This is a genomic window from Sphingobium sp. FW305-3-2-15-F-TSA7 (assembly GCF_058787155.1).
Map to the genome: position 1 here is coordinate 34,085 of NZ_JBYSZM010000030.1, position 26,177 is coordinate 60,261.

General features: G+C 65.5%; 22 protein-coding genes. 6 read left to right on the forward strand and 16 right to left on the reverse strand.

All coding sequences use genetic code 11. The annotated features are described in order from the left end of the window. Positions 1-2 precede the first annotated feature (2 nt). The 11 genes from xrtA to AC3WN8_RS21560 all read right to left on the reverse strand — a co-directional run bounded on the left by xrtA (position 3) and on the right by AC3WN8_RS21560 (position 13,667). Complete coding sequence (gene xrtA, locus AC3WN8_RS21510; protein WP_492671535.1) at positions 3-1,544, reverse strand: exosortase A; 1,542 nt, start codon at positions 1,542-1,544, stop codon at positions 3-5. After that, positions 1,541-2,764 carry a TIGR03087 family PEP-CTERM/XrtA system glycosyltransferase gene (locus tag AC3WN8_RS21515; protein WP_492671536.1) on the reverse strand — a complete coding sequence of 408 codons (1,224 nt, stop codon included), beginning with the start codon at positions 2,762-2,764 and terminating at the stop codon, positions 1,541-1,543. Before AC3WN8_RS21515 ends, xrtA begins: the two co-directional genes overlap by 4 nt. Then, entirely contained in the window at positions 2,761-3,834 is a 1,074-nt protein-coding gene (locus AC3WN8_RS21520) for a FemAB family XrtA/PEP-CTERM system-associated protein (protein WP_492671537.1), read from the reverse strand. The genes AC3WN8_RS21515 and AC3WN8_RS21520 overlap by 4 nt, the downstream gene beginning before the upstream one ends. Further along, positions 3,831-4,673, reverse strand: a complete 843-nt coding sequence (locus tag AC3WN8_RS21525; protein ID WP_492671538.1) for an XrtA system polysaccharide deacetylase — start codon at positions 4,671-4,673, stop codon at positions 3,831-3,833. The genes AC3WN8_RS21520 and AC3WN8_RS21525 overlap by 4 nt, the downstream gene beginning before the upstream one ends. A 129-nt stretch (positions 4,674-4,802) precedes the next feature. After that, a complete protein-coding gene (locus AC3WN8_RS21530) occupies positions 4,803-5,843 on the reverse strand; it encodes an XrtA/PEP-CTERM system-associated ATPase (protein ID WP_492671539.1) in 1,041 nt (346 codons plus the stop codon). A gap of 19 nt (positions 5,844-5,862) precedes the next feature. Then, on the reverse strand, positions 5,863-7,470 hold the full coding sequence (locus AC3WN8_RS21535) for a porin family protein (protein WP_492671540.1): 1,608 nt from the start codon (positions 7,468-7,470) through the stop codon (positions 5,863-5,865). 2 nt (positions 7,471-7,472) lie between these two features. Continuing rightward, positions 7,473-8,510: an AAA family ATPase gene (locus AC3WN8_RS21540; RefSeq protein ID WP_492671541.1), complete on the reverse strand. Its 1,038-nt coding sequence runs from the start codon at positions 8,508-8,510 to the stop codon at positions 7,473-7,475. Between the two features lie 7 nt (positions 8,511-8,517). Further along, the gene (locus tag AC3WN8_RS21545) at positions 8,518-10,074 is read right to left on the reverse strand and encodes an XrtA system polysaccharide chain length determinant (protein ID WP_492671542.1); all 1,557 of its coding nucleotides are present in this window, start codon (positions 10,072-10,074) and stop codon (positions 8,518-8,520) included. Positions 10,075-10,104: 30 nt separating this feature from the next. Further along, complete coding sequence (locus AC3WN8_RS21550; RefSeq protein WP_492671543.1) at positions 10,105-10,710, reverse strand: XrtA/PEP-CTERM system exopolysaccharide export protein; 606 nt, start codon at positions 10,708-10,710, stop codon at positions 10,105-10,107. A 183-nt stretch (positions 10,711-10,893) separates the two neighbouring features. Then, on the reverse strand, positions 10,894-12,126 hold the full coding sequence (locus AC3WN8_RS21555) for a pyridoxal-dependent decarboxylase, exosortase A system-associated (protein WP_492671544.1): 1,233 nt from the start codon (positions 12,124-12,126) through the stop codon (positions 10,894-10,896). Then, on the reverse strand, positions 12,123-13,667 hold the full coding sequence (locus AC3WN8_RS21560) for an acyl-CoA ligase (AMP-forming), exosortase A system-associated (RefSeq protein ID WP_492671545.1): 1,545 nt from the start codon (positions 13,665-13,667) through the stop codon (positions 12,123-12,125). The genes AC3WN8_RS21555 and AC3WN8_RS21560 overlap by 4 nt, the downstream gene beginning before the upstream one ends. Here AC3WN8_RS21560 and AC3WN8_RS21565 point away from each other — a divergent pair. Genes AC3WN8_RS21565 through AC3WN8_RS21580 form a run of 4 tightly spaced genes read left to right on the forward strand, consistent with a single transcriptional unit; the run spans position 13,667 to position 16,497 of the window. Continuing rightward, positions 13,667-14,707: a GNAT family N-acetyltransferase gene (locus AC3WN8_RS21565; protein ID WP_492671546.1), complete on the forward strand. Its 1,041-nt coding sequence runs from the start codon at positions 13,667-13,669 to the stop codon at positions 14,705-14,707. The genes AC3WN8_RS21560 and AC3WN8_RS21565 overlap by 1 nt on opposite strands. Before the next feature lie 34 nt (positions 14,708-14,741). Continuing rightward, entirely contained in the window at positions 14,742-15,011 is a 270-nt protein-coding gene (locus AC3WN8_RS21570) for an acyl carrier protein (protein ID WP_492671547.1), read from the forward strand. Continuing rightward, positions 15,008-15,727 carry an alpha/beta hydrolase family protein gene (locus AC3WN8_RS21575; RefSeq protein ID WP_492671548.1) on the forward strand — a complete coding sequence of 240 codons (720 nt, stop codon included), beginning with the start codon at positions 15,008-15,010 and terminating at the stop codon, positions 15,725-15,727. Before AC3WN8_RS21570 ends, AC3WN8_RS21575 begins: the two co-directional genes overlap by 4 nt. Next, positions 15,712-16,497 (forward strand): hydrolase 1, exosortase A system-associated, encoded by a 786-nt coding sequence (locus AC3WN8_RS21580; RefSeq protein WP_492671549.1) that lies wholly within the window; start codon positions 15,712-15,714, stop codon positions 16,495-16,497. Before AC3WN8_RS21575 ends, AC3WN8_RS21580 begins: the two co-directional genes overlap by 16 nt. Positions 16,498-16,588: 91 nt before the next feature. Here AC3WN8_RS21580 and trxB read toward each other — a convergent pair whose 3' ends face one another. The 5 genes from trxB to AC3WN8_RS21605 all read right to left on the reverse strand — a co-directional run bounded on the left by trxB (position 16,589) and on the right by AC3WN8_RS21605 (position 23,822). Further along, positions 16,589-17,560: a thioredoxin-disulfide reductase gene (gene trxB / locus AC3WN8_RS21585; protein ID WP_492671550.1), complete on the reverse strand. Its 972-nt coding sequence runs from the start codon at positions 17,558-17,560 to the stop codon at positions 16,589-16,591. Between the two features lie 257 nt (positions 17,561-17,817). Continuing rightward, on the reverse strand, positions 17,818-19,887 hold the full coding sequence (locus AC3WN8_RS21590) for a TonB-dependent receptor (RefSeq protein WP_492671551.1): 2,070 nt from the start codon (positions 19,885-19,887) through the stop codon (positions 17,818-17,820). Positions 19,888-20,045: 158 nt separating this feature from the next. Beyond that, a complete protein-coding gene (gene sorB, locus AC3WN8_RS21595; RefSeq protein WP_492671552.1) occupies positions 20,046-20,351 on the reverse strand; it encodes a SorB family sulfite dehydrogenase c-type cytochrome subunit in 306 nt (101 codons plus the stop codon). After that, positions 20,348-21,550 carry a SorA family sulfite dehydrogenase catalytic subunit gene (gene sorA / locus AC3WN8_RS21600; RefSeq protein WP_492671553.1) on the reverse strand — a complete coding sequence of 401 codons (1,203 nt, stop codon included), beginning with the start codon at positions 21,548-21,550 and terminating at the stop codon, positions 20,348-20,350. Before sorA ends, sorB begins: the two co-directional genes overlap by 4 nt. A gap of 61 nt (positions 21,551-21,611) precedes the next feature. Next, positions 21,612-23,822 carry a ribonuclease R family protein gene (locus AC3WN8_RS21605; protein ID WP_492671554.1) on the reverse strand — a complete coding sequence of 737 codons (2,211 nt, stop codon included), beginning with the start codon at positions 23,820-23,822 and terminating at the stop codon, positions 21,612-21,614. A 128-nt stretch (positions 23,823-23,950) separates the two neighbouring features. Here AC3WN8_RS21605 and glpD point away from each other — a divergent pair, with 128 nt between their 5' ends. Beyond that, positions 23,951-25,414 carry a glycerol-3-phosphate dehydrogenase gene (gene glpD / locus AC3WN8_RS21610; RefSeq protein ID WP_492671555.1) on the forward strand — a complete coding sequence of 488 codons (1,464 nt, stop codon included), beginning with the start codon at positions 23,951-23,953 and terminating at the stop codon, positions 25,412-25,414. Between the two features lie 292 nt (positions 25,415-25,706). Beyond that, entirely contained in the window at positions 25,707-26,168 is a 462-nt protein-coding gene (locus AC3WN8_RS21615; protein ID WP_492671556.1) for a RidA family protein, read from the forward strand. Positions 26,169-26,177 lie beyond the last annotated feature (9 nt).

Here is a 26,177-nt window from a genome sequence, read left to right on the forward strand (position 1 = left end):
GCCTATCGGGCTCGGGCGCTGTCAGCAAGGCTGTCGGTCAACCGGTCGACGCGTCCAAGATCGGCAAGGAAGCGATCGATTGCCGGCCGGGCACTGCGGCCCTGGCGTTCTTCGGCCGAAACCAGCACCGCCGCGGCGACCTGCGATCCGCCGAGCAGGCGCGTCTTCAGTGTCTCCAGCTTGACCCGCATCACGCTGCCGGTGGTGACGCCACCGAGGCGATAGAAGCTGACGACCTCGCGAACGACCGGACCGGGGCCGGTGATTCGTTCCGCCATGCCGCCATCGGGATCTGTGCCACGGGTCGTCCAGGCCCAGCCACTTTCGGGGCCGACCGCGCCCTGGCCATAGCCGACCAGTTCGCGCCCTTCCTCCTGATGGCCGTACAGGATGATCGCAAGGTCGACGGCATCGCCGCGCGCATTGACGTAGCGGCCGAGCAGGCGATGGTCGGCTCCCGTGAAATGCGGCGTCCATGGCGTCAGCGGCGTGTAGGGTGCCCGCTGCCAGCCCGCGACTTCGGGCATTTGCACAGGGTTCGGCAGCGCCTCGCGGCCGGTTGCCGCGATCGCCGCGGACCAGATCAACGGTACGGCCAGGATCGCGACGAGCGCCAGGGGAAGCGCGAGGCGCCTGGCCGACGCCGGACGATGTTCGATCAACGCCGACGGATCGAAGGCGGGATCGTCGATCGCCCGATCGAAAAAGGGCCAGCCGGCGGCCATGACCAGCGCCAGCGCGATCGCGAAGAAGAACCAGCCATAGAAGACATGGTCGAAGCCCGCGGCGAAATCGATACTGGTGAGATGCGAAATATAGATGGTGCCCCAAGCGCGGACGCCATTGGCGAGTATCGACGCGGTGACCGCGAACAGCACGAAGGCGACGCGCCGCGTCGTGCGCTTGAAGCAGAGATGCGCGGCAAGCACCGAATAAGCGAGCATCGCGATCAGGAAATTGACGCCCGAGCAGGCCTCGGCAACCTCGAAATAACCCGTCGGCGTGGTGATGAAGACGCCGTCGATATGCGCCGGCAACCCGACCAGGCCGAGCAATGCCATGCAGATCTTTGCGGTCAGCGTTTGCAGCGGCGGCACCAGTTCCTCGCCGAACGGCACCAGGAACACGGCATAAGCCAGCGGGAAGAGCAGCCCGCGCGAAACCGCGGGACCGAGCAGCGATATGACGGCCCCCTGGAGCATGAACAACAGCCCGAGATGGCGCGCCTGCGCGACGCCGGCGGCGTCGCCGAGCAGCCAGCCCAGCGCACCCATGCCGACCAACAACAGTCCCGGCGCCCAGTTGCGCGGCGTCAATTGCACGAGCAGGGTGCGGCGCTGCCACACCAGCCAGCCGATCAGCGCCAGCACGATCGGGCAATGGCCGAACGTGTCGCTTCTCCACCAGATATCGGCGATGTCGGCGGCGTCGCGCGCAAAGCCGAGCAGGATCGCGACAGTCGCCAGACCAAGCAGGACAAGCTGGCGACGCCATGGCGTCAGCGTCCCGTCGGGCGCGGCCTCGATCGGCGCATAGGCGGTCATTCGGCGGCGTCCATCAGCGCCGACGGCGCGATACCGACAATGCCGGGCAATGCCGCAAGGCACGCAGCCCAGCCATAATCCGCCTCGATCCGCGCGCGCGCAGCCACGCCGAGCCTGTAGGCAAGCGCCGGATCGCCGAGCAGGTCGAGCACGGCCCGCGCCTGTGCCGCGGCACCGTCGGCCACGAGCAATTCGTCACCGGGCCGGGCCTCGATCCCTTCAAAGGCGGCGGGAGAGGCCATGACGGGGCGTGCCATCGCCATCGCCTCGAGCACCTTGTTCTGCACGCCGCGCGCAATGCCGAGCGGTGCCACCACGACATCGGCGGCATCGAGCCAGCCACGCACATCGGGCACCTCGCCGGTCACGATCACACCGGGCAGGCCGGCCAAAGCCTGGACGGCGGGATCGGGTCTGCGGCCGACGATCGCAAAATGCGCGTCGGGCCGTGCCGTGCGGATCAACGGCAGCACGTCGCGCGCGAAGCCAGAGACCGCTTCGATATTGGGGCGATAATCCATCTGACCGGTGAACACGATCAACGGATGCGGCGCATCCGGCCGTTCGCGGCGCGGCACGGGATCGAAATAGGCGAGATCGACGCCATTGCAGAGCGGGCGGATGCGATCGGCGCCAAGCCCGGAGCGCGCGCGAAACAATGTCGCCTCCGCATCGCTCACGAACAGACCGGCATCCGCACGGCGCGCCACCTCGTTCTCATAGGCCGACAGCAATCGCGCCTCTCGGGCATAGACGGCCCGCATCAGTGGATTGCCGGTGCGCGCATAGCTTTCGAACTTCGCCGAATCGACATCGACGAAATCCATGACGAAACGCGCGCGCCCGTGATCTTCAGGGACGAACTGCGCCATCTGCACAGAATAGGCCATGATGCAGCCGATCGGCCGATCGGCCAGCAATTGCCGGACATGCGCGCGAAGCGCGGCACTGTCGAACAGGCTCAGCAACAATGGCCTGCCACCGGCCAGTCCCGAAACCGCGGCGCGCGCCTTGCCGATCCGGCGCGGTTCGATGCGGGATGACGCCAGCAGGCCGGCGGGCGGCGGGATCGCAGCCTCCGCCGCGTCGTCGGCCAGGCATGCCAGATGGACCGGCGCGATCCGCGCCAGTCGTTCGATCAAATGCCAGGATCGGATCTTGTCGCCGCGATCGGGCGGCCAGGGCGGCCGATGCGACAGGAAAAGGATCTCCGCGGTCATCCAAGCCCTCGTGCGATGACCGGCCCGATCCGGTTCGCGATCCACAAGGGCAGTTTCTGCCACATGGCGATCTTCAGGCGATATTTGGGATTGAGCGGATTGACCTCACGCGGGGCGGCGCCGTCGGCGGTGCGGACGGCATAGCTCAACGGCTCGGGCGAAAATCCCCAATTCTTCTTGAACGAAAATGCGCCGGTACCCGGTTTCGATCGGCCAAAGTCGAAATGCGTGCAGCCCCTGGCGCGCGCATGCTTCATCAGCTCGTAATACATGCGGTCATTGGCCCGCCAGGTGCGCGCCGCATGCGTGCCGCCGCCCCAATAGGGCATGGCGACACCGCCATGATAGAGCGTCAGCACCGCCGCGATCGGCTCCCCCTGGTACCGCACGACCATGATGTCGGCATCGTCGCCGAAGCCGTCGAGCATCGCGTCGAACAATGCGCGCGGGAAGACCGGCGTGCCGAGATTGCGGACGCTTTCCGCATAGACGGCATAATGCGCGGCACGACCACGCTCACCGCTCTCCACCGCGATTTCGAGATCGAAGCCGAAGGACCGGCGGATTTCGGCGCGTTGCCGCTTCGGAATGGCAAGCAGTTCCGCTTCGTCGCTGTCGGTCAGCGGGCGCGAGAAATTCACATATTTGTCGGTACTGACCTGCCAGTCCGGGCTGTCCGGGATCGGCCCGCGCAATTCGACGCTCGGCATGTCACGCGCTTCGGCCATCGTCCATGCCGCATCCATCAATGCGCGCGCGGTCCGTTCGTCATCGGCAAGCGGCCCACCACGCACCGCGAAACCGTTCGAGATCAAAGCCCTGCCGAACAGGCGAGATCGCAATTCGGTCAAGGGCAGAACGCCGGCAAGCCCGCCGCTGCCGGCCTCGGCAACCAGGCAATGCGCACGATGCCCACATCCCGCCGCGACCGCCCTGCTCCAGGCCGACAGATGAAAGGGCGAGCCGTCCCGATGCGCGCGGACATAGGCGTCGATCGCCGCGGCATCGTGCGGATCGGCAAGATCGGCGGCACGGACGGCGATCGCCATGGGGGCGAATGGCGCGTTCATGCCGCGCGCTTCGCTTCGGCGGCGGCCACCGCATCGGTGCGCCCCCACGAAAACTCGCCGATCAGCCGTTCCAGCTTGCGCTCCATCACATCGAGCTTCGTATAATGGCGCAGCTTCGAGCGAAGCGGCGCATTGGCGACGCGCGGCTGGCCGGGATCCATATCCCAGGGATGGAAATAGAAGATCGCCGGCCTGCCGTCGCGGCCCGACACCCGCCGGATCGCCCAACGCGACAGGGCATAGGGCAGAACGCGGAAAAAGCCCCCGCCCAGCGCCAGCCGGCGCGCGCCGATCTCGGCAGTGGTCACCGGCAATTCGATCAGCGGGCTTCCCGCCACCGGGCGAAAGGCGAAACGCGGCGCTTCCGGCCAGCCATAATGGTCGTGACGGACGGGTGCGACGCTAGACGAATAAGCATAGCCCTGCTCGGCCAGGATCGGATGCGCCCAGGGCGTACGCTTGTCGATCGAAAAGCTCGGCGCGCGATACCCAGTTACCGGCTGGCCGCTCGCATCCTCGAGCGTCTTGCGCGTGCGATCGATGTCGGCGCGGAACTGATCGGCCGTCATCGTGAAGACGCGGGCATGATCCCAGCCATGGCTGGCCACTTCATGCCCCTGCTCCGCGATACGGCGGATCAACGCGGGATAGCGCTCGGCAACCCAGCCCAGCGTGAAGAAGGTCGCTTTCACCCCGGTGCGCGCGAACAGGGCAAGCACCGCGTCGCTGTTGCGCTCGACACGATGCTCCAGCCCGGCCCAGGCGTCGCGCGAGATGGTGGTCTCGAACGCGCCGACCTGGAACCAGTCCTCGATATCGACCGAAAGCGCATTAAACATCAGCGGCTCCCCAGAGCAGGCTGCGGGAAATCCGGATCGCGCAGCCTGCTCCAAATATTCGTGGTCGCATCGCTTATGCAGAAAACCGGTTCCCACTTTTCTGCACGATGCTCCGGGGGGTGACACGCCTCAGGCGGCGGTTTCCCGGATCAGCGACAGATCGGGCACCTGACGATCGGCTTCGGCCCAATCGATCAGCAATGTCAGCACGCGCCGGATCGCAGTCTCCTGCTCCTCCAGCCGCGATTCGAGCAATGCGATGCGCGCCGCGAGCGATTCGTCGACCGCGGCCTGGACCGGCATCTGCGCCGACGCGATATGCGGCACAAAGGCGGGCTTGCGGAGCGTTTCGGCGGGCGTGTCGCCATCCATATCGGTGATCACCGCCGCGACATCCGCACCGTCGATCACCGCAAGCTGCTCGACCGCGCCGAACAGCATCACACGACTGGCGAGCGCGTTCAACCGACGCGGCACGCCTTCGCTGTGGCGATACATTTCCGAAAAGGCCTCGGGCGTGAACTGCGGATTGCCCGTCCAGCCCGCGAGCGAGAGGCGATGGACGATATAGGGTTCGATCTCGTCGGCCTGCATCGGTTCCAGATGATGGGTGGCGATGACGCGCTGGCGCAATTGCTCCAGTCGCTCCGATCCGTTGAGCCGCGCGCGGAATTCGGGCTGGCCGAGCAGGAAGATCTGCAGCAGCGCCTGATTGTCGGCCTGGAAGTTGGAGAGCATGCGCAGCTCCTCCAGCGCCGATACCGGCAGATTCTGTGCCTCGTCGACGATGAGCAGCGTACGCTTGCCCTCCTGCGCCTGGCCGATCAGGAAACGCTCGATCCGGTCGAGGATCTGCGCCTTTTCAAGTCCGTCGCTGGAAAGGCCCATCGCCTGCGCGGTCATGCGCAGCATGTCGTCGCCCTCGATCTGGGTCGAGACGATCTTGATCGCGGTCAGCCGTGCGGCATCGATCGTCGCCATCAGATGGCCGACCAATGTGGTCTTGCCGCTGCCGATCTCGCCGGTGATGGCGATGAAGCCCTCCCCCTGCGCCAGGCCATAGCCGAGATAGGCCATTGCCTTGCGGTGGGTGGCGCTGTCGAAATAGAAACGCGGGTCCGGCGTAAGCTGGAAAGGCCGGGCGTTCAGGCCGTAATATTCGCTGTACATCGTCGCTATCCGCCTTCCGTCAATATTGCAGCCGCATCGCCAGCAGCACCGCCGCGATCAGCGATTCGTCGAAACCACCTTGATCGCTCGAGTAAAGCTGCCCCGTCGCGCTCGCGCTCAGGTTGCGGCCGAAATTGTGGTAGTAGGTGCCGGACACACCGGTGCCGAGCACGTTGGTCGAGTTCGGAATGCCGCTCTTGTAATAATCGAGATAGGCATTGAAATCGACGCCGGAATGGTCGGTGAACCCATAGCCGAAATAGGCCTGGGCAAACCAGCTCTCGTCCTTCACGCCATCGAGCGAGAAGGCATTGCCGACGCGCGGCGCGAAATATTTGCGCTGCGCATATCCACCGCCGAAACCGAGCGAGATCGGCCCGCGCGAGGCGGAGTAAAGTGCCGTGATACCGCGATTGCGGAAATTGGCGGTGTTGATCGACTGGAACACATCGTCGAGGCATCCGCCGGCGCCGCCGCTGGATCCGAACACGCAACCATTGATGCCGCCGCCGACGCGGCTGCCCGCCACGTTGAAGCTGGTCGGCAGTCGCGAGACATTGTCCTGCAGCAGCCGGCCGAAGCTCTCCACGCCGTCATAGACCACCACCGACACGCCCGAGGCGGGCGAAAGCTGATGGCTCAAGGATCCGAAATAGGTCATGCCGCCATAGCGTCGGCCGGCACGCGCCTCGAGCTGGGTGCGGCTGCTCGGCCGCCACATCACGCCGGCATCGTAGATCAGACCGTCCTGATCATAAGCGAGCGTCCGCGGCGATGCGGGATCGGTGATGAAGCGACCGTCATTGCCCACCACGGGCACGCCATTCGCGTCGCGGACCGCATCGCGCTGGCTGATCTCGATATCCTCGTAACCGACGCCGCCGACCAGGGCGAGCGTGGGCGTGACCGGGAAGGTCAAGTCGCCGCGCACGAATTTGCCTTCGTAGCGCTGGGCGAGCTGCCCGACATTCTCACGCTCGAAGCCGCCGCTGATCTGCCAGCCGACGGGCAATTCGCCCGGGCGCATGCCGATGCTGGCGTTGACGAGATGCGCGGTGGCGTCGTCATAGCCGTCCAGCCGCTGCTGGCCGGTCGGCAGGCGGATCGTCGTCGCGTCCTCGACCTTGGTGTAGCCGAAGCGATAGGCGCCGCCGATATCGAGCCCGCCGACATTGGTCGCCAATGTCGGGCCGAGATAGGCCGAATAGACTTGCGTCGTATTGTCCGAACTGGAACCGCCGGACTGTGGCGCCGCACCGCGCATGTCGACGCGCGACCGCGTGGCGATGCCGCCGGCATCGAACGACAGCAGATTGGGAACAAGCTGCTGATGAATGCGCGCCAGACCGGTATGGGTGTCGTTGACGTCGATGCTCTTGTCATAGTCGAAACGCCGCTCGTAGCGGTAGCTGATCTGCACTTCGGTCCGCGCATTGCGCACCGTCGCATCGATACCCGCCGATACCGCGCTATAGGTCAGCACATCGCCGCCATTGTTGAGATCCGCCTCGAACACCTGGCCGATCTCGATATAGGGCGAGATCCGCTTCTCCGCATTCGCCGGCGCGGCAAGCGCCGTCGAGCCGAGACAAAAGGCGACGATCAGGGCTTTCTGATGAGCCCGCATGGTCAGTCTCCATATCCATAATAGGATCCGAAATTCCGCCCGCCCGACGCGTAGGTCGTGGCATTGAGCAGCAGCTGGATGGTCTCGCAGCCCGAAAGCAGTCCGATCGCATCGCGCAGTTCGGCTTCGCTGGTCTTGTCGGCTTTCACCACCACCAGCGCCTGGCCCACATTGAGCGCAAGCACCGAGGCCGGCGACGCAGCCAGCACGGGCGGTGAATCGAAGATCACGATGCGTGACGGATTGGCGTCAAGCAGCGCGTTGAGGATCGTCCGGGTATGTGCGGACGCCAGCAATTCGGTGTCGCTATTGGTATGCCGCCCGGCGGGCAGCACCGAAAGCCCGGGGATATCGGTGCGGATGACGCAGCTTTCGATCGACAATGACGGGTCCGCCAAGGCGTCGAGCAGGCCGGCCCCCTGTTCAAGCCCGAGCATCGCGACGATCTCCGGCTTGGCGAAGTCGCCATCGACGAGCAGGACTTCGAGATCCTTCTCCGCCGCCATCGAAAGCGCGAGATTGATCGCGCAGAAGGTCTTGCCGTCATTGGGCTGGGCCGAGCAGACCAGGATCATCCGGCCGCGCGACAGGGGCTTGCCGCCCTCCCCGCCCGACGCTTCCAGCAGCAGCTGGCGCTTGACGATGCGGAATTCCTCGCTGAGCTCGCTGGCCGGCGCATCGGGCACGATCAGCCCTGCTTCGCGCAGCCGGTCGCGGTCGACGCGGCCATAGCGGCCGGCAAAGGCCCTTGGTGCCGATGCGGCAGCGGCTTGAGGCTTCGGCGCCTCGACGGGCGCGGCAATGCTCACCGGCAGCGGCGGCACGGGCTCCGCAACCGGCGCCGGCGCTTCGGTCACGATGACGGGCACGGGCGCGGCATCCATGACCGGCACGGGCTCGGGCGATGGCGCGGGTTTCGGCTCGGGCGCTTTCGGCAGGACGGGCGCACCCTGTTCGATCGCCTTGCGGAAATCGAACTGTTCGGAAGCACGCTCCAGCAGCGAGCCGCGGGTCCTGATCGGGGTATGTTCGTTCACCATAGCCTCCTCAGGCGACCATGCCGCGCTGGACGAACTCGACGAGCAGCAGCAGCACGAAGGCCCCCGCCAGCCCGGCGGTTCCGCCGGCGAACCATTTCATGCGCTTGCGCCGCTCAGCGCGCTGCGCATCGGTCAGCATTTCCGTGATCGACCCGAGCACCGGCAGGCCGCTCGCCTTTGCAAGCCGATCCGCCGTCGCATAGGTCGTCTTCAACTGGCCCAGGGCGAAAGCGGCGCCGACACCGCCGGCAAGGCCGACGAACAGCACCAATGCAAGCAACAGCACACGGTTGGGCGCGGCGGGCACGCGCGGTTGCGCGGGCGGATCGATGACCTTGAAGCTGACCGCATCGGTCTCGCTCTGCACCTGGCCGCGCAGCTTCACCTGCTCGCGGTCGGCCAGCATCTTGTCATATTGCTGCTTGAGCACTTCATAATCGCGATTGATCCGCGCCTGTTCCGCGACGACGCCGGGATCGGCATCCTGCCGGGCGAGGAGCTGGTTGGTATCCGACTGGATCTGGTTCTTGCGCGCGGTGAGCGCGGCCACGGTCGACTGTTTCTCGGCCTGCATCGCGCGCAGCGAGATATAGAGCGGATTGGCGGCATTGCCGCCACCACCACCGCCGCCACCGGTGCGCCGTTCAGCCGCCGCCGCGGCGCGCGCCGCGCCAAGCTGGTTCTGCAATGCGATGACGTCAGGATAGCTGTCGGTCCAGCCGCGTGCCCGCGCATCGGCCAATTGGCCCTCGATCTGGGCCAGGCGCGTGACGGCAGGGCCGGCAACGGCGCCCATTCCCGGCAGGGCGGTGCTCGCGGCGGTCCCCGCGATCTGGGCGTTGACCGTGGTCAGCGCGCTCTGGGCGGAGACCAGATCGGCCTCGATCCGCGAAATCTCGGCGCGCGAGGCCTGAAGACGCTCGGCCATCGAGCCGGCGCCGGGCAGCAGCCCCATGAATTGCTGTTCGAAGGCCAGACGCTTCTGGTCGGCGTCCTGAAGCTGCTTCTCGCGCTCGGCGAGCTGGGCGTCGAGGAATTTGAGCGACTGGCTGTTGACGGCGCGGTCGCCCGCCAGATTCTCCTCGACGAAGATGTCGATCAGCTTCTGGACGATGTCGCGCGCCAGCTTGGCATTCTGCGCATCGGACATGTCGGGCTGCTTGGCCGTCGCGGTGATCTGGAACGTGCCTTCCTGCAGCGGATCGGCGACGACCTTGATGCTTTTCTGCAGCCCGGCGGCGCGTGCGGTGATCGCGGCGTCATTGGTCGCCTTGAGGCTCAGGTCGGTGCCGCGCACGACCTTTTCGAGATTGATCGTCGAGGTCAGCGTGCCGCGAACGCGATCGATATCCTTTTGCCGCTGCACAGCCTCCTGCCCGCCGCTGTCGGGCAGGATCGAACGCATCTGCACGAAGACGCGCGCCTGCGATTCATAGCTGTTGGGGATCATCGCGACGACGAGCCAGCCGACCAGGCAAATGCCCCACGCAACGACAAGCGCCAGCCAGCGCCGGTGCCACACGCCGTGCAGCAGGATCCGCAATTCCTCGATAAGGCCGTTCATGAGTGTCTATCGTCCCCCAGGAGATCGCGGTCAGAACGCGCTTTCGGGAATGATGATGACGTCGCCGGGTTCGAGGCGGACGTTGGCGGACGCGTCACCCTGCTTGAGCAGGCGACCGATCTTGACCTGATATTCGCGCTGCTTGCCCGTCGCCTTGTCGAAACGGACGAGGCGTGCGCGGTTGCCCGCCGCGAATTCGGACAGGCCGCCGACCGCGATCATCGCATCGAGCAAAGTCATGTTCGCGCGATAGGGCAAGGATGCCGGCTTCTCGGTCGCGCCGACCACACGGATCTGCTGCGAATAGGTGCCGGAGAAATTGTCGACGATGACCGAGACCAGCGGATCCTTGATATATTCGCCGAGCTGGATCTTCAGATCCTGCGCCAGCATCGCCGGCGTTTTGCCGACGGCGGGCATGTCGGCGATCAACGGGGTGGTGATGCGGCCATCGGGGCGGACCTGGACCTTGGCGCCGAGTTCCGGGTTGCGCCAGACGAAGATGGTGAGCTGATCGAGCGGGCCGATGATGTAATCCTCACCGGGCCCTTCCTGCATCGAGACGAACGCCGCCGGCGGAAGCTGACCGCCACCCGAGGGGCCCGTCGCGCATCCCGAGAGCGAAAGCGCGGCCATGCCAGCGCCCAGCATCAGCTTTGAGATTCTGCCCGAACCACGCATCATCATCACCTTTTTGCCCGTTTCGAGCTGATCTCCCGGTGCCGGACGGCGTACGCGGAGAGCCCCGAAGATGCCGTGGCTTCTGCCGGAAAAAGGTGAAAATTGTGTTAGGATCGATGGTTAATCGGCCGAATGACGTCAGTTGCCGATCAGGATTTCCCGTGCGGGACCATGGCCGAGAAAGGCCGCGGGGCTCGCGCTGGCGCCATAGGCGCCCGCCATGAACACCGCGATGATGTCACCAACATCCGCCCGCGGCAAGGCCAATTGGTTGCCGAGGACATCGAGCGGCGTGCACAGACAACCGACCACCGTCGCGCTTTCCTGCGGCTCCGCGCCGAAACGCGTCGCGACCGCCAGCGGATAGTTGCGGCGCACGACCGTGCCGAAATTGCCGCTGGCGGCGAGCTGATGATGCAGGCCGCCATCGGTAATCAGGAAAGTCTCGCCATGGCTCTGCTTGCGGTCGATCACGCGTGCCAGATAGACGCCGCATTCGCCGACCAGCCAGCGGCCAAGCTCGATCGCAAAATCGCTGGCGGCAAGGCTGGCGGGCCGTTGCGCCAGCGTTTCGCCCAGCGCCGCGCCGATCCGCGCGATATCGAGCGGTACCTCGTTGGGGAAATAGGGGATGCCGAAACCGCCGCCGAGATTGACGTGCGGTGGCGTCATGCCCGCCTCGTCGGCCAGTCGCGCGGCCAGTGCGACCGTGGCGGCCTGGGTTTCGATCAAGGCCTCGGGATCGAGCGCCTGCGACCCGCTATAGATATGGAATCCGCGCCAGTCCGCGCCCTGCGCCACGATGCGGCGCACAAGTGCGGGCACGCGCGCGGCATCGACGCCGAACGCGGTGGGACGGCCACCCATGCGCATGCCCGATCCCTTGAGCTCGAAATCGGGATTGACCCGGACGGCGAGCCGCGGCCGCAAGCCAACCCTGTCGCCGATGACGAAGGCGCGCTCCGCCTCCCCTTCGGACTCGCAGTTGAGCGTGACGCCGGCGCCGATCGCGGCCTCGATCTCGGCGTCGCGCTTGCCCGGGCCGGCGAACGACATATGTTCGGGCGCGGCGCCAGCGCCGATCGCCAGTCGCATCTCGCCCACCGACGCCACGTCGATGCCGTCGGCGATCGACGTCATCGCGGCAAGCAGCCCCGGATGAGGATTGGCCTTCATCGCATAGTGCAGCGACAGCATCGGCGGCATCGCCGCCCGCAAGGCGTCGAAACGGCGGCGGACGATGCCGAGATCGTAAACGAACATGGGGGTTTCGCCCGCCTCCGCGACGATGTCGGTCACGCGGCGGCCCGCGATCAGCAGCTCGCCGTCATCGCCGGCGAAATCGGCCGGAACCTGTCCCATCGGCTTCATGCGCCATGCTCCTTGCGAATGGCGGCACGATCGAGCTTGCCATTGGGATTGCGCGGTAATTCCTCGCGCAGCAGGATTTCGCGCGGTTGCATATAGCCGGGCAATTCGGCCTTCAGCCAGGATCGCAGGCGATCCTCCGCATCCTCGCCGAACGGCCGGACGACGAGCAGGATCGCCTGCCCCAGCCGTTCGTCGGGAACGCCGAGCGCGACCGCCTCCATCGCGGCACCGCTGGAGATCGCGGCTTCTTCCAGCTCGGTCGGGCTGATCCGGTTGCCCGCAGATTTGATCATCTCGTCGGCGCGCGCGACGAAGCTCAACAGACCCTTGGCGTCACGGACGACGCGATCGCCCGAGAATACGGCGGTCCCGCCCATAAGCGATGCCGCAGGCGCCGGCTTGTAGCGTTCGGCGGTGCGTTCCGAATCGCGCCAATAACCCTGTGCGACCAATGGGCCGGCATGAACGAGCTCCCCCGGTTCGCCATCGTCGGTGACGCTGCCATCGGGGCGAACGACGAGAATCTCGGCGAACGGGATCGCCTTGCCCATCGATCCCGGATGCGAATCGACCAGAGCGGGATCGAGATAGGTCGAGCGGAACGCTTCGGTCAGGCCATACATCAGATAGAGATCGGCATTGGAAAACAGCGCGCGAAGCTTGCGCACCAAGGGGATCGGCACGGCGCCGCCCGAATTGGTGAGGCGCCGGAGGAATTGCGGCACGCCATCAGGCCACGGCGTTTCGGCGAGCTGCACCCAGAGCGGCGGCACCCCGGCAAGCGTCGTCACTTCATGCTTCTCGACGGCCTTGATGACGTCACGTGGCGTCAGATAGTCGAGCGGAATCACCGATCCGCCGGCGATCCAGGTGCTGAACAGCTGATTCTGGCCATAATCGAAGCTGAACGGCAGCACGCTGAGCGTACGATCCGATGGCGTCAATTTCAGATAATGGGCGACGCTGACGGCGCCGAGCCAGAGATTCGCATGGCTGAGCATCACGCCCTTGGGCCGTCCGGTCGAACCCGATGTGTAAAGGATTTCGACAAGGTCGGACGGATCGGCCGAGGATGGCGGCAGCGCGTCATCGGCATAAAGCGCATCCTCATCGCTCTCGATCGGGCAATCGATATCGCCGGGCATCAGGGTTGCGGCACGACTTTCGTTCGTGATCAAAAGCTTTGCACCACAATCTGTCATGATATGCGAGATCTGCGCACGCTTCAGAAGCGGATTGAGCGGCACATAGATCAGCCCCGCCCGTGCCGCGGCGAGCGGCATGATGCAGGCCAGGCGCGTCTTGGCCAGCCAGGCGGCGACGCGATCGCCCGTCATCAGGCCGCGTGCGCGGAGTCCGGCGGCGGCGCGGCCGACCAATATATCGAGCGCGCGATAGTCCAGCGTCCCGGAACGAAGCACAAGCGCAGGCGCATTGGCATCGCCTTTGGCGAGAATATGGTCTAGCGGCTGGGGAACGGGATCGGGCTGCAGCACTGTTGCTCCGCGGTTTCTGTCATGTTCCGGAGGGACATAGCGCATTGTGGGTTAAGGGCGAGTATTTCGACGATTTCGATGCCGTGGAAGCCGCGGCACGGGGATCGCTCGACCGTACGGCGCAGTCCGCGCTGTTCGACCGGCTGGAATGGTTCCGGCGGATCTGGGCGCATTGCCCGCCTGGGATTCGCCCGTTGATCGTCCGCGCGGTGAGCGAGAAGGCACAGGCCTGGCTGTTCCTGGCCCGCACCGAATCCGGCGCGCTGACGGGACTTGCCAGCTGGTACACCCTCGCCTTCCGCCCGATCTTCACCGGCAATCCGAGCGACGCGGTGAAGCTGCGGCTGCTGATCGCGATCGCCGCGCGCCTCAAGGCCAGGCGGCTTGGCGTCAGCCGGATCAGCCTGCGCCCCGTTCCGGTCGAGGACGGCACGGCGGAGCTCATCGTGCGCGCCTTTGCCAAGCGCGGCTGGTCGGCCTTTCGCGCTCCGGCGACGGTCAACTGGATCGCCGACCTGACCGACAAGGATTTCGCGACCTATTGGGCCGAGCGACCAGGCCAGGTGCGCAGTACCGTCCAGCGCAAGGGCAAGAAGGGCGTGGTTTCGGTCGAGATCATCGACCGGTTCGACGAAGATGCCTGGGCGGCATATGAGGAGATCTACGCGCAAAGCTGGAAAGGCGACGAGGGATCGCCCGAATTCCTGCGCGCCATGGCCGAAGCCGAAGGCGCGGCAGGGGCGCTCCGGATCGGGCTGGCCCGCATCGAAGGCCGTGCGGTGGCGGCACAGCTCTGGACCGTCGAGCACGGCACCGCGATCATCCACAAGCTGGCTTATGCCGAGGACGCCGCCGAGCATTCGCCGGGATCCCTGCTCAGTGCCGCGCTGTTCGAGCGCATCATCGGCGAAGGCGTGACCATGATCGACTATGGCACGGGCAATGACCGCTACAAGGCCGACTGGATGGATCGCGCCCGGCCGCTGGAGCAGATCGATCTCTACAATCTTCGCACCGTGAGCGGCATCGCCGGCGCGGCGCGCGCGAAGCTCGTCCGGCTTGTCCGCCGCCGTCCGGTCGATTAGGGCAGCGGCTGAACGTTGGAAATGGGGTCTTCGCGTGGGGTCTGAAGCTGACGAAATCGATGTCGCGGTGCGCGGCGTCCTTCACGACATTCTGGGCATCAGCCAGGAACGGCTGGCGGGTTTCACCGATGCCACGCCGTTGTTCGGCGCGCTGCCGGAGCTTGATTCGATGGCGGTCGCAGGGCTGCTCACCGAGATCGAGGACCGGCTGGGCATCATCATCGACGACGACGAGGTCGACGGCGAAATGCTCGAGAGCTTCGGCAATCTCGTCGCCTTCGCCCGCGCAAAGGCGCTTGGGTGAGCGATGTCGCGACTGCCTGGCTCGCCTATGACTGGCGCGGCGGGCGGGAACGGATTGCGGCGATCGGGTCCGACGGGCCCGTCATCCTCTTTCTCGCGCCTTTTTTCGAGGAAGCGAACCGGACGCGGCATTTCCTGATCGAGACGATGCGCGGTCTTGCCATACGTGGTTTCCGCTGCGTCCTGCCCGATATGCCCGGCACGCTCGAAAGCACGACGCCGCTCGATTCGCTGGACTGGGCCGATTGGACCAGCGCGGCGGCGGCCGTCGCCGATATCACGGGCGCGGCGCATAGCGTCGCAGTGCGCGGGGGCGCATTGCTCGACGGCCCGAACAATGTCCGAAGCCGCTGGCGGCTGGCCCCGACGGAAGGATCGGCGCTGATGCGCGACCTGGTGCGGATCCGCATGGCCGCAGATCGCGAGGATGGCGCCGGCGCGACCGCGGCGGAGGTGGAAGCCAGGGCGCTGGCCGCGCCCTTCGACGTCGCCGGCTATCGGATCGCGCCCGGTTTCGTGGCCGCGCTCAAGGCCGCTTCACCCGCAAAGGCCGCGCCGACCCGCACGGTCCGTCTGGAGACCGATGCGCAGGCGGCCGACGTCAAATTCGCGGGACAGCCGCTCTGGCGACGCAGCGAACCCGAGCATGATCCCATTCTTTCACAATCCATTATAGCCGATATCGCAGACTGGATCGCATCATGCGGCAATGGCTGAGTTTTCCATGCCAGGGTACAGCGCTTGCCGCCGCGCTCGATGAGGCGCCGGGAACCACGGGATTGCTGATCGTCTCGGGCGGAAACGAGACGCTGAGCGGATCGCACGGCAATATGGCGGCGCTCGCCGCGCGCGTGGCCGAAGCCGGCCATCCGGTCTTCCGCTACGATCGGCGTGGCGTCGGCGATGCGGCCGGCGAGAATGGCGGTTTCGAAACCGGCGGAGACGATCTGGCCGCCGCAGTGGCAGCATTCCGGGCGGCTGCGCCCGCGGTGACGCATATCGTCGGTTTCGGCAATTGCGATGGCGCGAGCACGCTTGCTTTGTTCGGCAGCGATCTTGGTATCGACGCGCTGGCTCTCGCCAATCCCTGGGTGATCGAAACGGTCGGCGAGATGCCGCCCGCCGCGGCGATCAAGGCACGCTATCGGCAGAAACTGCTCGATCCCCGAGAATGGCTGCGACTGCTGCGCGGCGGCGTCGATATCGCCAAATTGTTCAAGGGGTTGCGCGCGGCTGCCGCCAAGGCGCCATCGGGCGGCCTGGCAGAGCGGATGACGGGAGCAATCGCCAATTGCCCCCTTCCCGTCCGCATCGTTCTGGCCAGGCGCGACGCGACAGCGCTCGCCTTTGCCGATGCCTGGAGCAATCGCAAGGCGACGCATGTCGGCATTGCCGAGATCGACAGCAACTCGCACAGCTTCGCCAAGCCAGCGGATAGCGACGCCTTGCTCGCCGAATTGCTGTCGATCCTTAAAAAGGCATCTTAGATCGCTGACCGAAGCGTTCAGCGATCTAATTTTTCTTTGTTTTCCGCATTTCCCGAGTCGTCAGGTGAGATCGCCTGACTAGGAAATGCTCTTAGGCGACTTCCACTTCGCTCTCGACTTCGAAATCGGCTTCGGCGAGGAATTTCTCGGCGTCGAGCGCGGCCATGCAACCCATGCCGGCGGCCGTCACCGCCTGGCGATAGATTTTGTCGGTGACGTCACCGGCCGCGAAAACCCCCGGAATCGCTGTGCGGCTGGTGCCTTTCTCGACCACCAGATAGCCCTCGTCGAGTTCCAGCTTGCCCTGGAACAGCTCGGTCGCCGGGCTGTGGCCGATCGCGACGAACGCGCCGTCGGTCTCGACATGGCTTTTCTCGCCGGTGACGGTATCGACCAGGTCGACGCCGACCAACCCTTCGGGGTTGCCGCCGCCGACGAAGCGCTCGACACCCTTGTTCCACAGGATCTTGATATTCGGGTGCGCGAACAGTCGCTTCTGGAGGATCTTTTCCGCACGCAATGAATCGCGGCGATGGATCAGCGTTACGTCATGGCTGTGATTGGTCAGGTACAAAGCCTCCTCGACCGCGGTGTTGCCGCCACCGATCACCACGACCTTCTTGCCGCGATAGAAGAAGCCGTCACAGGTTGCGCAGGCGGACACGCCCTTGCCCTGGAGCAGATGCTCGCTTTCCAGGCCGAGCCATTTGGCCTGGGCGCCGGTCGCGATCACCAGAGTATCGGCGATATAGACCTTGCCGCCATCGCCGGTGAGCCGGAACGGCCGTTCCGACAGATCGACATCGACGATCTGGTCGTAGACGAACTGCGTGCCGACATGCTCGGCCTGTGCCTGCATCTCATCCATCAGCCACGGGCCCTGGATGACCTCGCGGAAGCCCGGATAATTCTCGACATCGGTGGTGATGGTGAGTTGGCCGCCCGGCTGCATGCCCTGCACGACGATCGGCGAAAGGCCGGCGCGCGCGCCGTAGATCGCGGCGGAAAGCCCCGCGGGTCCCGAGCCGAGGATCAGCATGCGGGTGGAATGGGTAGCGGTCATATCTTCAGAGAATCCCCGATTGAACGAGACCGGAGATAGGGATTGAGAGGGTGACTCGCAATAAGCCCTCCCCAGCCAGGGGAGGGCAATCACGCATTCTGTCTTGTCCGTCATCCCGGCGAAAGCCGGGATCTCACTTCTCTTTGTGCGGACGGTGAACAGGAAGTGAGATTCCGGCTTTCGCCGGAATGACGACAACAACTAAGTATCTGTAATTTATAAATTATCAGACCATCCAGGGAAGCGCCCGCCTAAGGTCAGAACCGGATGCTCGCGCCGACGCGGATGTCGCGGCCCGCCAGCGGCGCATAGTCCGCCAGGAACGAGCTGTGGCGACGCGCTTCGACATCGAAGATGTTGTTGGCGGCCAGCCGCAGCGACAGGAAACCGTCCGGCCCCTTGGGGCGCCATTCGATCCGCGCATTGGTCATGGTATAGCCCGGCGTGACCGTCTCGAACGCGGCGATGCGATCCTGCTTGGCGACACGTTCGACCTCGATCCGGCCAATGATCGGATCGGATTGATATTCGAGGCCGCCGAGCACGCGGAATGGGGGAATGAACGGGGCCGGCCCCTGCCCGTCGATCTTGACGCGGACATAGTCCAGCACGGCATCGCCGACGATCTTGCCCGTGCCCAGATCCGCGAGCGTCACATTCGCTTCCGCCTCGAAGCCATATTGGCGCGCACCCGCCGATGCGAAGGCATAGACGGGAAGATCATCCTCCACATCGCCGGTCGGCGTCTGGTAGATGAAGTTCGAGAAATCATTGTAATAGGCCGAAATCTCGATGCTGGCGCCGCCGAAGCGTGCACGGATCAGGCCCTCGACGCCGTTGCTCTTCTCCTTTCCGAAGCTCGGATCGCCGAGTTCGAAGGCCTGGGTCGCCAGATGCGGACCATTGGCGAACAGTTCCTCGGCGGTCGGCGCGCGCTCGCTATGCGTCAGGTTGACGCCCAGCCGGACACCCTCGACGATCTCGTAAAGGCCGCCGATCGATGCGGTGAAGGTGTCGAAGCTGCGCTCCGCCTCGGGCGTGCCGAGCTGATCGCTCGCCTTGGCCAGCACCTTGCTATGTTCGTAGCGGCCGCCGATTTCGGCGCGGAACTTGCCGAAATCGAAATTCTGCACGGTGAAGATGCCGCCCTGCTCGGTGCTGGTCGGCGGCAGGAATGCCTCCTCCCCAACCACGCGGAAATCGCGCGTCAGGATCTGGGCGCCGAACGCGCCGCTCCAGGCCCCCTGGCGCCGCTGCGAGAATTCCAGGCGTCCCTCGATCCCCTTGTTGAAGAAGCGGGTGGCGATCTCGCCAGTGTCCTCGATTTCGAAATGGCGATAATCGCCATGACCGGCGCGCAGGCGGATGGCGTCGAGGAAACCCGATGCCGGCGTGATCTCTGCGCGCAGATCGAAGCGATATTGGCGAACGTCGAGCGTCGGTGCTTCGGCTTCGATCTCCGGATCGAGCGAGAAGCGGATCGGCACGCCATAGCGATTGTCGAGGCGCGAGGCCGAAATGCCGATATTGCCGCCGCTGCCGATATAGGCGATGCCGACGGCGGCCTCGGTCGATTTGGTCGCGGTGTTGGGCAGCCTGCCCTTCAGATCGGCGAGTTCGCGGATTTCCGCGTTGGACGAGGCAGCCGCCTCCTCACGCAATGCGCGGCTCAGCAGATATCCGCCGGTGCGCAGATCATCGGACTTGGACCAGCTTCCGTCGAAATGCGCGACGAAACCGCCGCCCAGCGAAATATCGGCGGCCCCGGCCGTGCGGCGCTCCTCGGCGGCGCTGGCATAATCGGCATCGACATGGAGATGGATCGCTTCATCGGGCACGCGGCGCGGGATGCGATTGTCGACGACGCTCACCACGCCGCCGATCGCCGAAGATCCGTAAAGCAGTGCCGAGGGGCCGCGCAGCACCTCGATCCGCTCCGCCGTCAGCGGATTGATCGCGACCGCATGGTCGACCGACGAGGACGACGCATCGAAGCTGCCGATTCCGTCGATGAGCACGCGGATACGATCGGCCTGAAGGCCGCGCAGGATCGGGCGCGAGGCCGCCGGGCCGAACGACGTCGCGGTGACGCCGGGAAGCTTTGCGAGCGTCTCACCCAGGCTCGATGCGCGCGATGCGGCGAGATCGCTGCCGGAAAGCACCGAGGTGCCCGAAAGCAGGTCGTCGCGATTGCGCTGAAGCGCGGTGATGACGATGTCGGGCGAGTCACTATGATCGCCATGCTGCTGCTGGTCGTCGTCCGCGGCATGGGCCGAGACCGAGGTGGTGGCGAGAAGGATGGCGAGGAAGGAAAGCGAGGTTTTCATGACGTCTCCCGGGGAGTCGCCGCCCTCCTAATGTGACTATATATCATGTCAACTGCAAAGAATGCGCATATGGGGGCGTTTCGGCCAAACGGCATCATCCATCGACGAACGGTTTCGGCCGCGGTCCGGCGCAGGCGGGCTCGACCGGCGGCCCGCCCTCAATAATGCTCGGCGAGATAGGCGGAAATCGCGGCGCCATCCTCGGGCGTGACGGGCGCGCCGTAGATCTTGACCATCTTGGTCACCGCGGCGTCCCAGAACGGCTTGCCCTTTCCGCGGGGCTGGGTCTGGATATAGTCGAGCGAGTGGCACGCCGCGCATTGCGCCGCGACCAGATCGGCGCCGGGACCGGGCGGAAGCGCGACTTCGGGTTCGTCGGGCAGCGCATAGGTCACGACCTTTGCGGCGGCGGCGCCCGAGATCATCAGCGCGAGCGCCGCGGCGATCCGAACGGTTCGCCTCATGACGCCTTCACCGTCAGACGCTCGACCACGTTGCGCATATAGCCGGGCGGATTCCATCGTGGCTCCATCGGCTGGACCTCCCCGCTCCGGCTGGTCGCGCGCACCATCAATATATGGCTGCCCGCAGCCAGCGTCACCCGCGCCCGCCATTCGCGAAACGCATAGCGGCCGAGATCCTCGCCCAGCATCGTCCCGGCCCAGCTCTGTCCGCCATCGGTGGAGATCGCGACATCGGCGATCCCGTTGCCGCCATCGAACGCGATACCCTTCAGCGCGACGGACCGCCCCGCCGCGACCGCCGCACCGTCGGCATGGCTGGTGACGAAGGATCGGACATTGAAGCGGCCGATCGGCACGGTCGCGTCGGGCTTGCCGCCCGGCGGCACGCAGGCGCAATCATTGTCGGGGATGCGATAGGCGGTCTTCATCCAATAGCCGTCGAACGGCTGATCGAGCACCATGATCTCGCTGAGATGCTTGACCCAATAGGTGCCGAAGCGGCCCGGCACGACCAGCCGCAGCGGAAACCCGTTGAGGAAAGGCAGGTCCGCGCCATTCATCGCCCAGGCAAGCATCACTTCGCCATCGAGCGCGTGATCGGCATCGAGCGCCTTGACGAAATCGGCGGTCTCGGGCGTCAGCGGATTGTCGAGCCCGTTGAACGTCACCTGGCGCGCGCCAGGCTTCACCCCTGCCCGTTCGAGCACCGCCTTGAGCGGCACGCCGCGCCAGCGCGCGCACCCCATCGCGCCATTGCCGAGCTGGCCGCCGCCGACGCGCGGTTCCATGAAACCGCGGCTGTTGCCCGAACATTGATTGACCGCGACGAGCTCGACCGTGTCCATGCGCCTGAGCTCGGCCAGCGACAGCGACAAGGGGCGCTCGACATGCCCGCCCACGGCGAGCCGATAGGCATCGACGTCGATCTCGAGTGGAATGTCGGCGAGATGATAGCGCACGAAAAAGGCGTCGTTGGGGGTGATCGCACCCTCGCCGAACACCGAGAACGGCGTTTCGAGCTGCGGCGGGCGTGCGGTCAGCCGGATCAGCGGTCGCTTGCCGGGATAGGCGACCAGCGGACGTTCGCCATTGGCGAAGGGCAATGCGACCGTATCGGCGGCCGATAACGGGCTGCGCGCATATCCCGCGACGAGTGCGCCCGCTGCGCCCAATATCAGTTGTCGACGCTCAAATTGCATGGATTGCTCCCGTCGAGATCATGCGCGCATCAATAACCCGCCCGGCCCGGCAGGGCTAGCTTCAGCGCCGCTTCCCCTGGTGCCGGATATTCGCCGGCCGGCCGCGCCGCTTGATCACGCGCTGCTGGCGTGGCGGCAGCGCGCCCTTGCCCTCGGGCAATTCGAAGCGCAGCGCGCCGTTGACCGGATTGGCCTCCGCCAGCCTCAGCTTCAGGCGCATTCCCGACGAATAGACGGTCTCGCTATCCTCGCCCGTCAGGCTGTGCATCGCTTCGTCATAACGGAAATATTCGCCGCCGAGATCGCGTACCGGCACCAGCCCGTCGCCGCCCAGCCCCTCGACCGTCGCGAAGAAACCGAAATTCTGGACGCCGGTGATCCGGACATCGAGCAGTTCGCCGACCTTTTCGCTGAGATAGGCGGCGACATAGCGGTCCGTGGTGTCGCGTTCCGCCTCCATCGCGCGGCGTTCGAGCAGGCTGATATGCTCGCCCGTCCGCTCCATCGTCGCCGCCTCGTCGCCGCTCAGCGCGCCGTCGCCCAGCGCATAGGCCGCAACCAGGGCGCGGTGGACGACGAGATCGGAATAGCGGCGGATCGGCGAGGTGAAATGCGCATAGCTGCCCAGCGCCAGCCCGAAATGCCCCTGGTTCATCGGCGCATAATAGGCTTGGGTCTGGGTGCGCAGGATCTGCTCCATCACCTGCGGCTTGAAGTCGGATTCGCCGACGCGGCGGATCACGTGATTGAAGGTGTCGGGCCGGATCACCTGGCCGAGCGCGAATTCGAGCCCGAACGTCTTGAGATAGTCCTTGAGCGCCACCAGCTTCTCGCGCGCCGGCGGCTCGTGGACCCGGTACATCACCGGCGCCTTCTTCGCTTCGAGCGCCTTGGCTGCGGCGACGTTGGCCGCGATCATATAATCCTCGATCAGCTTGTGCGCATCGAGCCGTTCGCGCGGCGCGACCGACAGGATCCGCCCCTTCTCGTCGAGCGAGATCTTGCGTTCGGGCAGATCGAGGTCGAGCGGCGCACGCTTCTCCCTTGCTTCGAACAAGGCCTTCCAGCAGGCCCAGAGCGGCCTGAGCGCGGTTTCTGTCAGCGGGTGATCGAGCTTCCCGTCGATCGCCGCCTGCGCATCCTCATAGGCGATATTGGCTTCCAGCCGCACGACCGCGCGGGTGAAACGCCAGGTCTTGATCGTGCCGTCCTTCGCGATGACGAGATGGCAGGCCATCGCCGCGCGATCCTCGCCCGCCTTGAGCGAGCAGACATCGGCCGAGAGGATCTCGGGCAGCATCGGCACCACCCGGTCTGGGAAATAGACGCTGTTGCCGCGCCGTTTCGCCTCGCGGTCGAGCGCCGAGCCGGGGCGGACATAGAAGCTGACATCGGCGATCGCGACGATCGCTTTCCACCCGCCGGGATTCTTGGGGTCGTCGTCCGGGGCTGCCCAGACCGCGTCGTCATGGTCGCGCGCATCCGCCGGATCGATCGCGACGATCGGCAGATGGCGCAGATCCTCACGCCCCTTGCCGAGATCGAGCTTCGCGACACGCTTCGCCTCGTCCAGCACTTCATCTCCGAAGACATGCGGGATGCCGAGCTTGTGAATCGCGATCAGCGAGAAGCTGCGCGGCTCGAACGGATCGCCCAGCCGCTGCGTGACGCGCGCGGTGATGCGGGGCGGCCGGCCGGTCTTCTCGGCCAGCACCAGATCGCCGGCCTCGGCGTCGCCCGCGTCGGACACGGGCATGTCGCGCCGCTCCTTCTTCTCGAGCCCCTTGAGCCACAGCCGCCCGCCCTCGTCATGGAGGACGCCCATCATCAATTCGCTGCCCTTGGCGAGCTGCTTCAACGGATGCGCGATCCAGCCCTTGCCGGCCTCCTCGGTCCGTGCGAGCACGCGATCGCCTATGCCCAATGCGCCCTTGCGGCTCTTTTCCCTGACGCGCAGGCGCGGCTCGGGGCCCTCGGCCTCCCAGCGTTCGGGAACGGCCCATGCCTGGCCATCCTCATCGACATCGACGATGCGCAGCACCGTCACCTTGGGCACGCCGCCCATGATGTGGAATGCGCGGCCGGGGGCGCTGTCGATCAGCCCTTCATCGCCCATGTCCTTGAGCAGCGCCTTGAGCTGGATCTTTTCCTGCCCCTTCAGCCCGAAGGCCTTGGCGATCTCGCGCTTGCCCGCGGGCTGGTCGGAATCGACGATGAATTTCATGATCTGGTCGCGACTGGGAAAGCCGACCTGGTTCTTCTTTTTTATCATGACACCAGAGATAGAGATTGCCGGAGGCAGCGTCACCCCGTCACATTGCCCCCAGCGGAAACGGTTTTTATGACAGCGCTGACAGAAAGGTGCTTTCGCCGGGAGAACGGGCCGCTATGCTAAAGCGGATGACTCTGGACCTTCTCATCATCGGCGGCGGCATCAACGGCTGCGCGATCGCGCGCGAAGCCGCGCTCAATGGCCTGTCGGTCCTGCTCGTCGAAAAGGACGATCTTGCCGCCCACACGTCGTCCGCGTCGACCAAGCTGATCCACGGCGGGCTGCGCTATCTGGAATATTATGAATTCGGGCTGGTCCGCGAAGCGCTGAAGGAACGCGAATTGCTGCTGAAGGCGGCGCCGCACATCATCCGGCCGATGCGCTTCGTCCTGCCGCACGAAAATGCCGTCCGACCCTGGCTGCTCGTCCGCCTCGGCTTGCTGCTCTACGACTGGATCGGCGGCCGGATCAGCCTGCCGCGCTCGCGCGGCCTGTCGCCGCGCGATACCGCCTATAATGCGCCGCTGAAGCACAAGGCGAAGGGTTTCGTCTATTCCGACTGCCGCGTCGACGATGCGCGCCTGACACTGTTCAACGCGATGGATGCGGCCGATGCCGGTGCCGAGATCGCCACGCGCACCGCGCTACTTGCCGCCCGCCGCACCGACACCGGCTGGTCGGCCGAGCTTTCGGACGGCCGCACGGTTCAGGCCAGAGCGCTGGTCAACGCCGCCGGCCCGTGGGTCGCCAGCACGCTCGCCACGCTCGGCACCAACACCGAGGCGCATATCCGGCTGATCAAGGGCAGCCATATCGTGGTGCCGCGCCTTTATGACGGCGACCATGCCTATATGCTGCAACAGCCCGACCGCCGGATCGTCTTCGCCATTCCCTATCTCGGCGATTTCACGATGATCGGCACCACCGACATCGCGGTGGATGCGCCGGAGGATGCGCGGATCGACGCGGGCGAAACCGCCTATCTGATCGCCTCGGCCAATCGGTACTTCACCCGGGAAATCGCGGAATCCGACATCGTCTCGACCTGGTCGGGCGTGCGGCCGCTCTATGACGACGGCGCGTCGGAGAGCAAGGCAGTCACCCGCGACTATGTGCTCGAACTCGACGATGCGGGCCCGCCCTTGCTTTCGGTCTTTGGCGGCAAGATCACCACCGCACGCCATCTGGCGGAGGAAGCGATCGAAAAGCTCGCGCCGTCGATCGATCTGGCGCCGCATCCGGTGACGCGCGCGCGGGTGTTTCCCGGCGGCGCCATCGCCGATCCCGAGCAATTCCAGCGCGAGGTCCAGGCGCGCTGGCCCTTTCTGGGTGAGGCGCGTGCCGCGCGCATGGCAGCCAGCTACGGCCTGTTGCTGCACGAGATGCTGGCGGACGTCGCGGACGAGAAAGGCATGGGTCAGGCTTTCGGCGCCGGCTTCACCGAGATCGAGGCACGCTGGATGCGCGATCGCGAATGGGCACGGACGCCCGAGGATTGCCTGACGCGGCGCAGCAAGCTCGGCCTGCATATGTCCGAGGCAGATCGAAGCGCATTCACAGTTTATTGGGAAAACAGCGTTAAGACTCGTTAACCGGTCGTCCGTTAGGCTCAATGCCCAAGCAAGGTAGATGGGGCACCGGCATGAACACCGCTGAAGCAATCGTTATCTTCATCACGCTGATCATCGCAGCGACGTTTCTGTTCCTCTGGATGCGCCGCGACCGTGGCGCCGACCCCGGCAACAATATTTCGTAGCCGTCGTCTTATGGCGGGTATCTTATGGCGGGGGCCTGGCCCGGTTCGAAACCGCCGGTCCGCCATAGTGGCGGGTCAGCCGCCGATCGGACGATGGACCTTGGCGACACACCGTCGATAGATGCGACATGGCCGTCGCCCAGGTCCTTAGCCGTCGCACGGCCTGCAACGTGCTGCTCGGCGGGCTTGCCCTGCCAGCGCTTTCGAAAGCGGCCCCCGCCATGCCCAACCTGCCGATCAATCCCACCGGCCATGCCTATGCGCAGGCCCATCTCGTGGAAGCGCCAGCCCGGCTGCTGTTCGTGAGCGGACAGGTTCCCGAAGATGACGATGGTCAGGTCCCCGACGGCTTCACCGACCAGTGCCGGCTGGCATGGCGCAATGTCGAAGCGCAGCTCCGCGCCGCCGGGATGGCGATCGCCGATCTGGTCAAGGTGACGATCTTCCTGTCGGACCGCACCCAACGCGCCGAGAATGCGCGCATCCGCAAGGAGATATTGGGTGCGCATTCGCCCGCACTCACCATCATCATCACCGGCATCTATGACGAGGCCTGGCTGCTGGAGATCGAGGCGATCGCGGCAGCGTGATCGCAGCGG

Bases quoted from the DNA above. Each gene is read 5' to 3' on its own strand.
- AC3WN8_RS21555 (WP_492671544.1), bottom strand. From the start codon at position 12,126: ATGAAGCCGATGGGACAGGTTCCGGCCGATTTCGCCGGCGATGACGGC.
- AC3WN8_RS21605 (WP_492671554.1), bottom strand. From the start codon at position 23,822: ATGATAAAAAAGAAGAACCAGGTCGGCTTTCCCAGTCGCGACCAGATC.
- AC3WN8_RS21530 (WP_492671539.1), bottom strand. From the start codon at position 5,843: ATGTACAGCGAATATTACGGCCTGAACGCCCGGCCTTTCCAGCTTACG.
- AC3WN8_RS21520 (WP_492671537.1), bottom strand. From the start codon at position 3,834: ATGAACGCGCCATTCGCCCCCATGGCGATCGCCGTCCGTGCCGCCGAT.
- xrtA (WP_492671535.1), bottom strand. From the start codon at position 1,544: ATGACCGCCTATGCGCCGATCGAGGCCGCGCCCGACGGGACGCTGACG.
- AC3WN8_RS21515 (WP_492671536.1), bottom strand. From the start codon at position 2,764: ATGACCGCGGAGATCCTTTTCCTGTCGCATCGGCCGCCCTGGCCGCCC.
- trxB (WP_492671550.1), bottom strand. From the start codon at position 17,560: ATGACCGCTACCCATTCCACCCGCATGCTGATCCTCGGCTCGGGACCC.
- AC3WN8_RS21560 (WP_492671545.1), bottom strand. From the start codon at position 13,667: ATGCGCTATGTCCCTCCGGAACATGACAGAAACCGCGGAGCAACAGTG.
- AC3WN8_RS21540 (WP_492671541.1), bottom strand. From the start codon at position 8,510: ATGGTGAACGAACATACCCCGATCAGGACCCGCGGCTCGCTGCTGGAG.
- AC3WN8_RS21615 (WP_492671556.1), top strand. From the start codon at position 25,707: ATGGCCGTCGCCCAGGTCCTTAGCCGTCGCACGGCCTGCAACGTGCTG.
- AC3WN8_RS21550 (WP_492671543.1), bottom strand. From the start codon at position 10,710: ATGGCCGCGCTTTCGCTCTCGGGATGCGCGACGGGCCCCTCGGGTGGC.
- glpD (WP_492671555.1), top strand. From the start codon at position 23,951: ATGACTCTGGACCTTCTCATCATCGGCGGCGGCATCAACGGCTGCGCG.
- AC3WN8_RS21545 (WP_492671542.1), bottom strand. From the start codon at position 10,074: ATGAACGGCCTTATCGAGGAATTGCGGATCCTGCTGCACGGCGTGTGG.
- AC3WN8_RS21590 (WP_492671551.1), bottom strand. From the start codon at position 19,887: ATGAAAACCTCGCTTTCCTTCCTCGCCATCCTTCTCGCCACCACCTCG.
- AC3WN8_RS21525 (WP_492671538.1), bottom strand. From the start codon at position 4,673: ATGTTTAATGCGCTTTCGGTCGATATCGAGGACTGGTTCCAGGTCGGC.
- AC3WN8_RS21580 (WP_492671549.1), top strand. From the start codon at position 15,712: ATGCGGCAATGGCTGAGTTTTCCATGCCAGGGTACAGCGCTTGCCGCC.
- sorA (WP_492671553.1), bottom strand. From the start codon at position 21,550: ATGCAATTTGAGCGTCGACAACTGATATTGGGCGCAGCGGGCGCACTC.
- sorB (WP_492671552.1), bottom strand. From the start codon at position 20,351: ATGAGGCGAACCGTTCGGATCGCCGCGGCGCTCGCGCTGATGATCTCG.
- AC3WN8_RS21535 (WP_492671540.1), bottom strand. From the start codon at position 7,470: ATGCGGGCTCATCAGAAAGCCCTGATCGTCGCCTTTTGTCTCGGCTCG.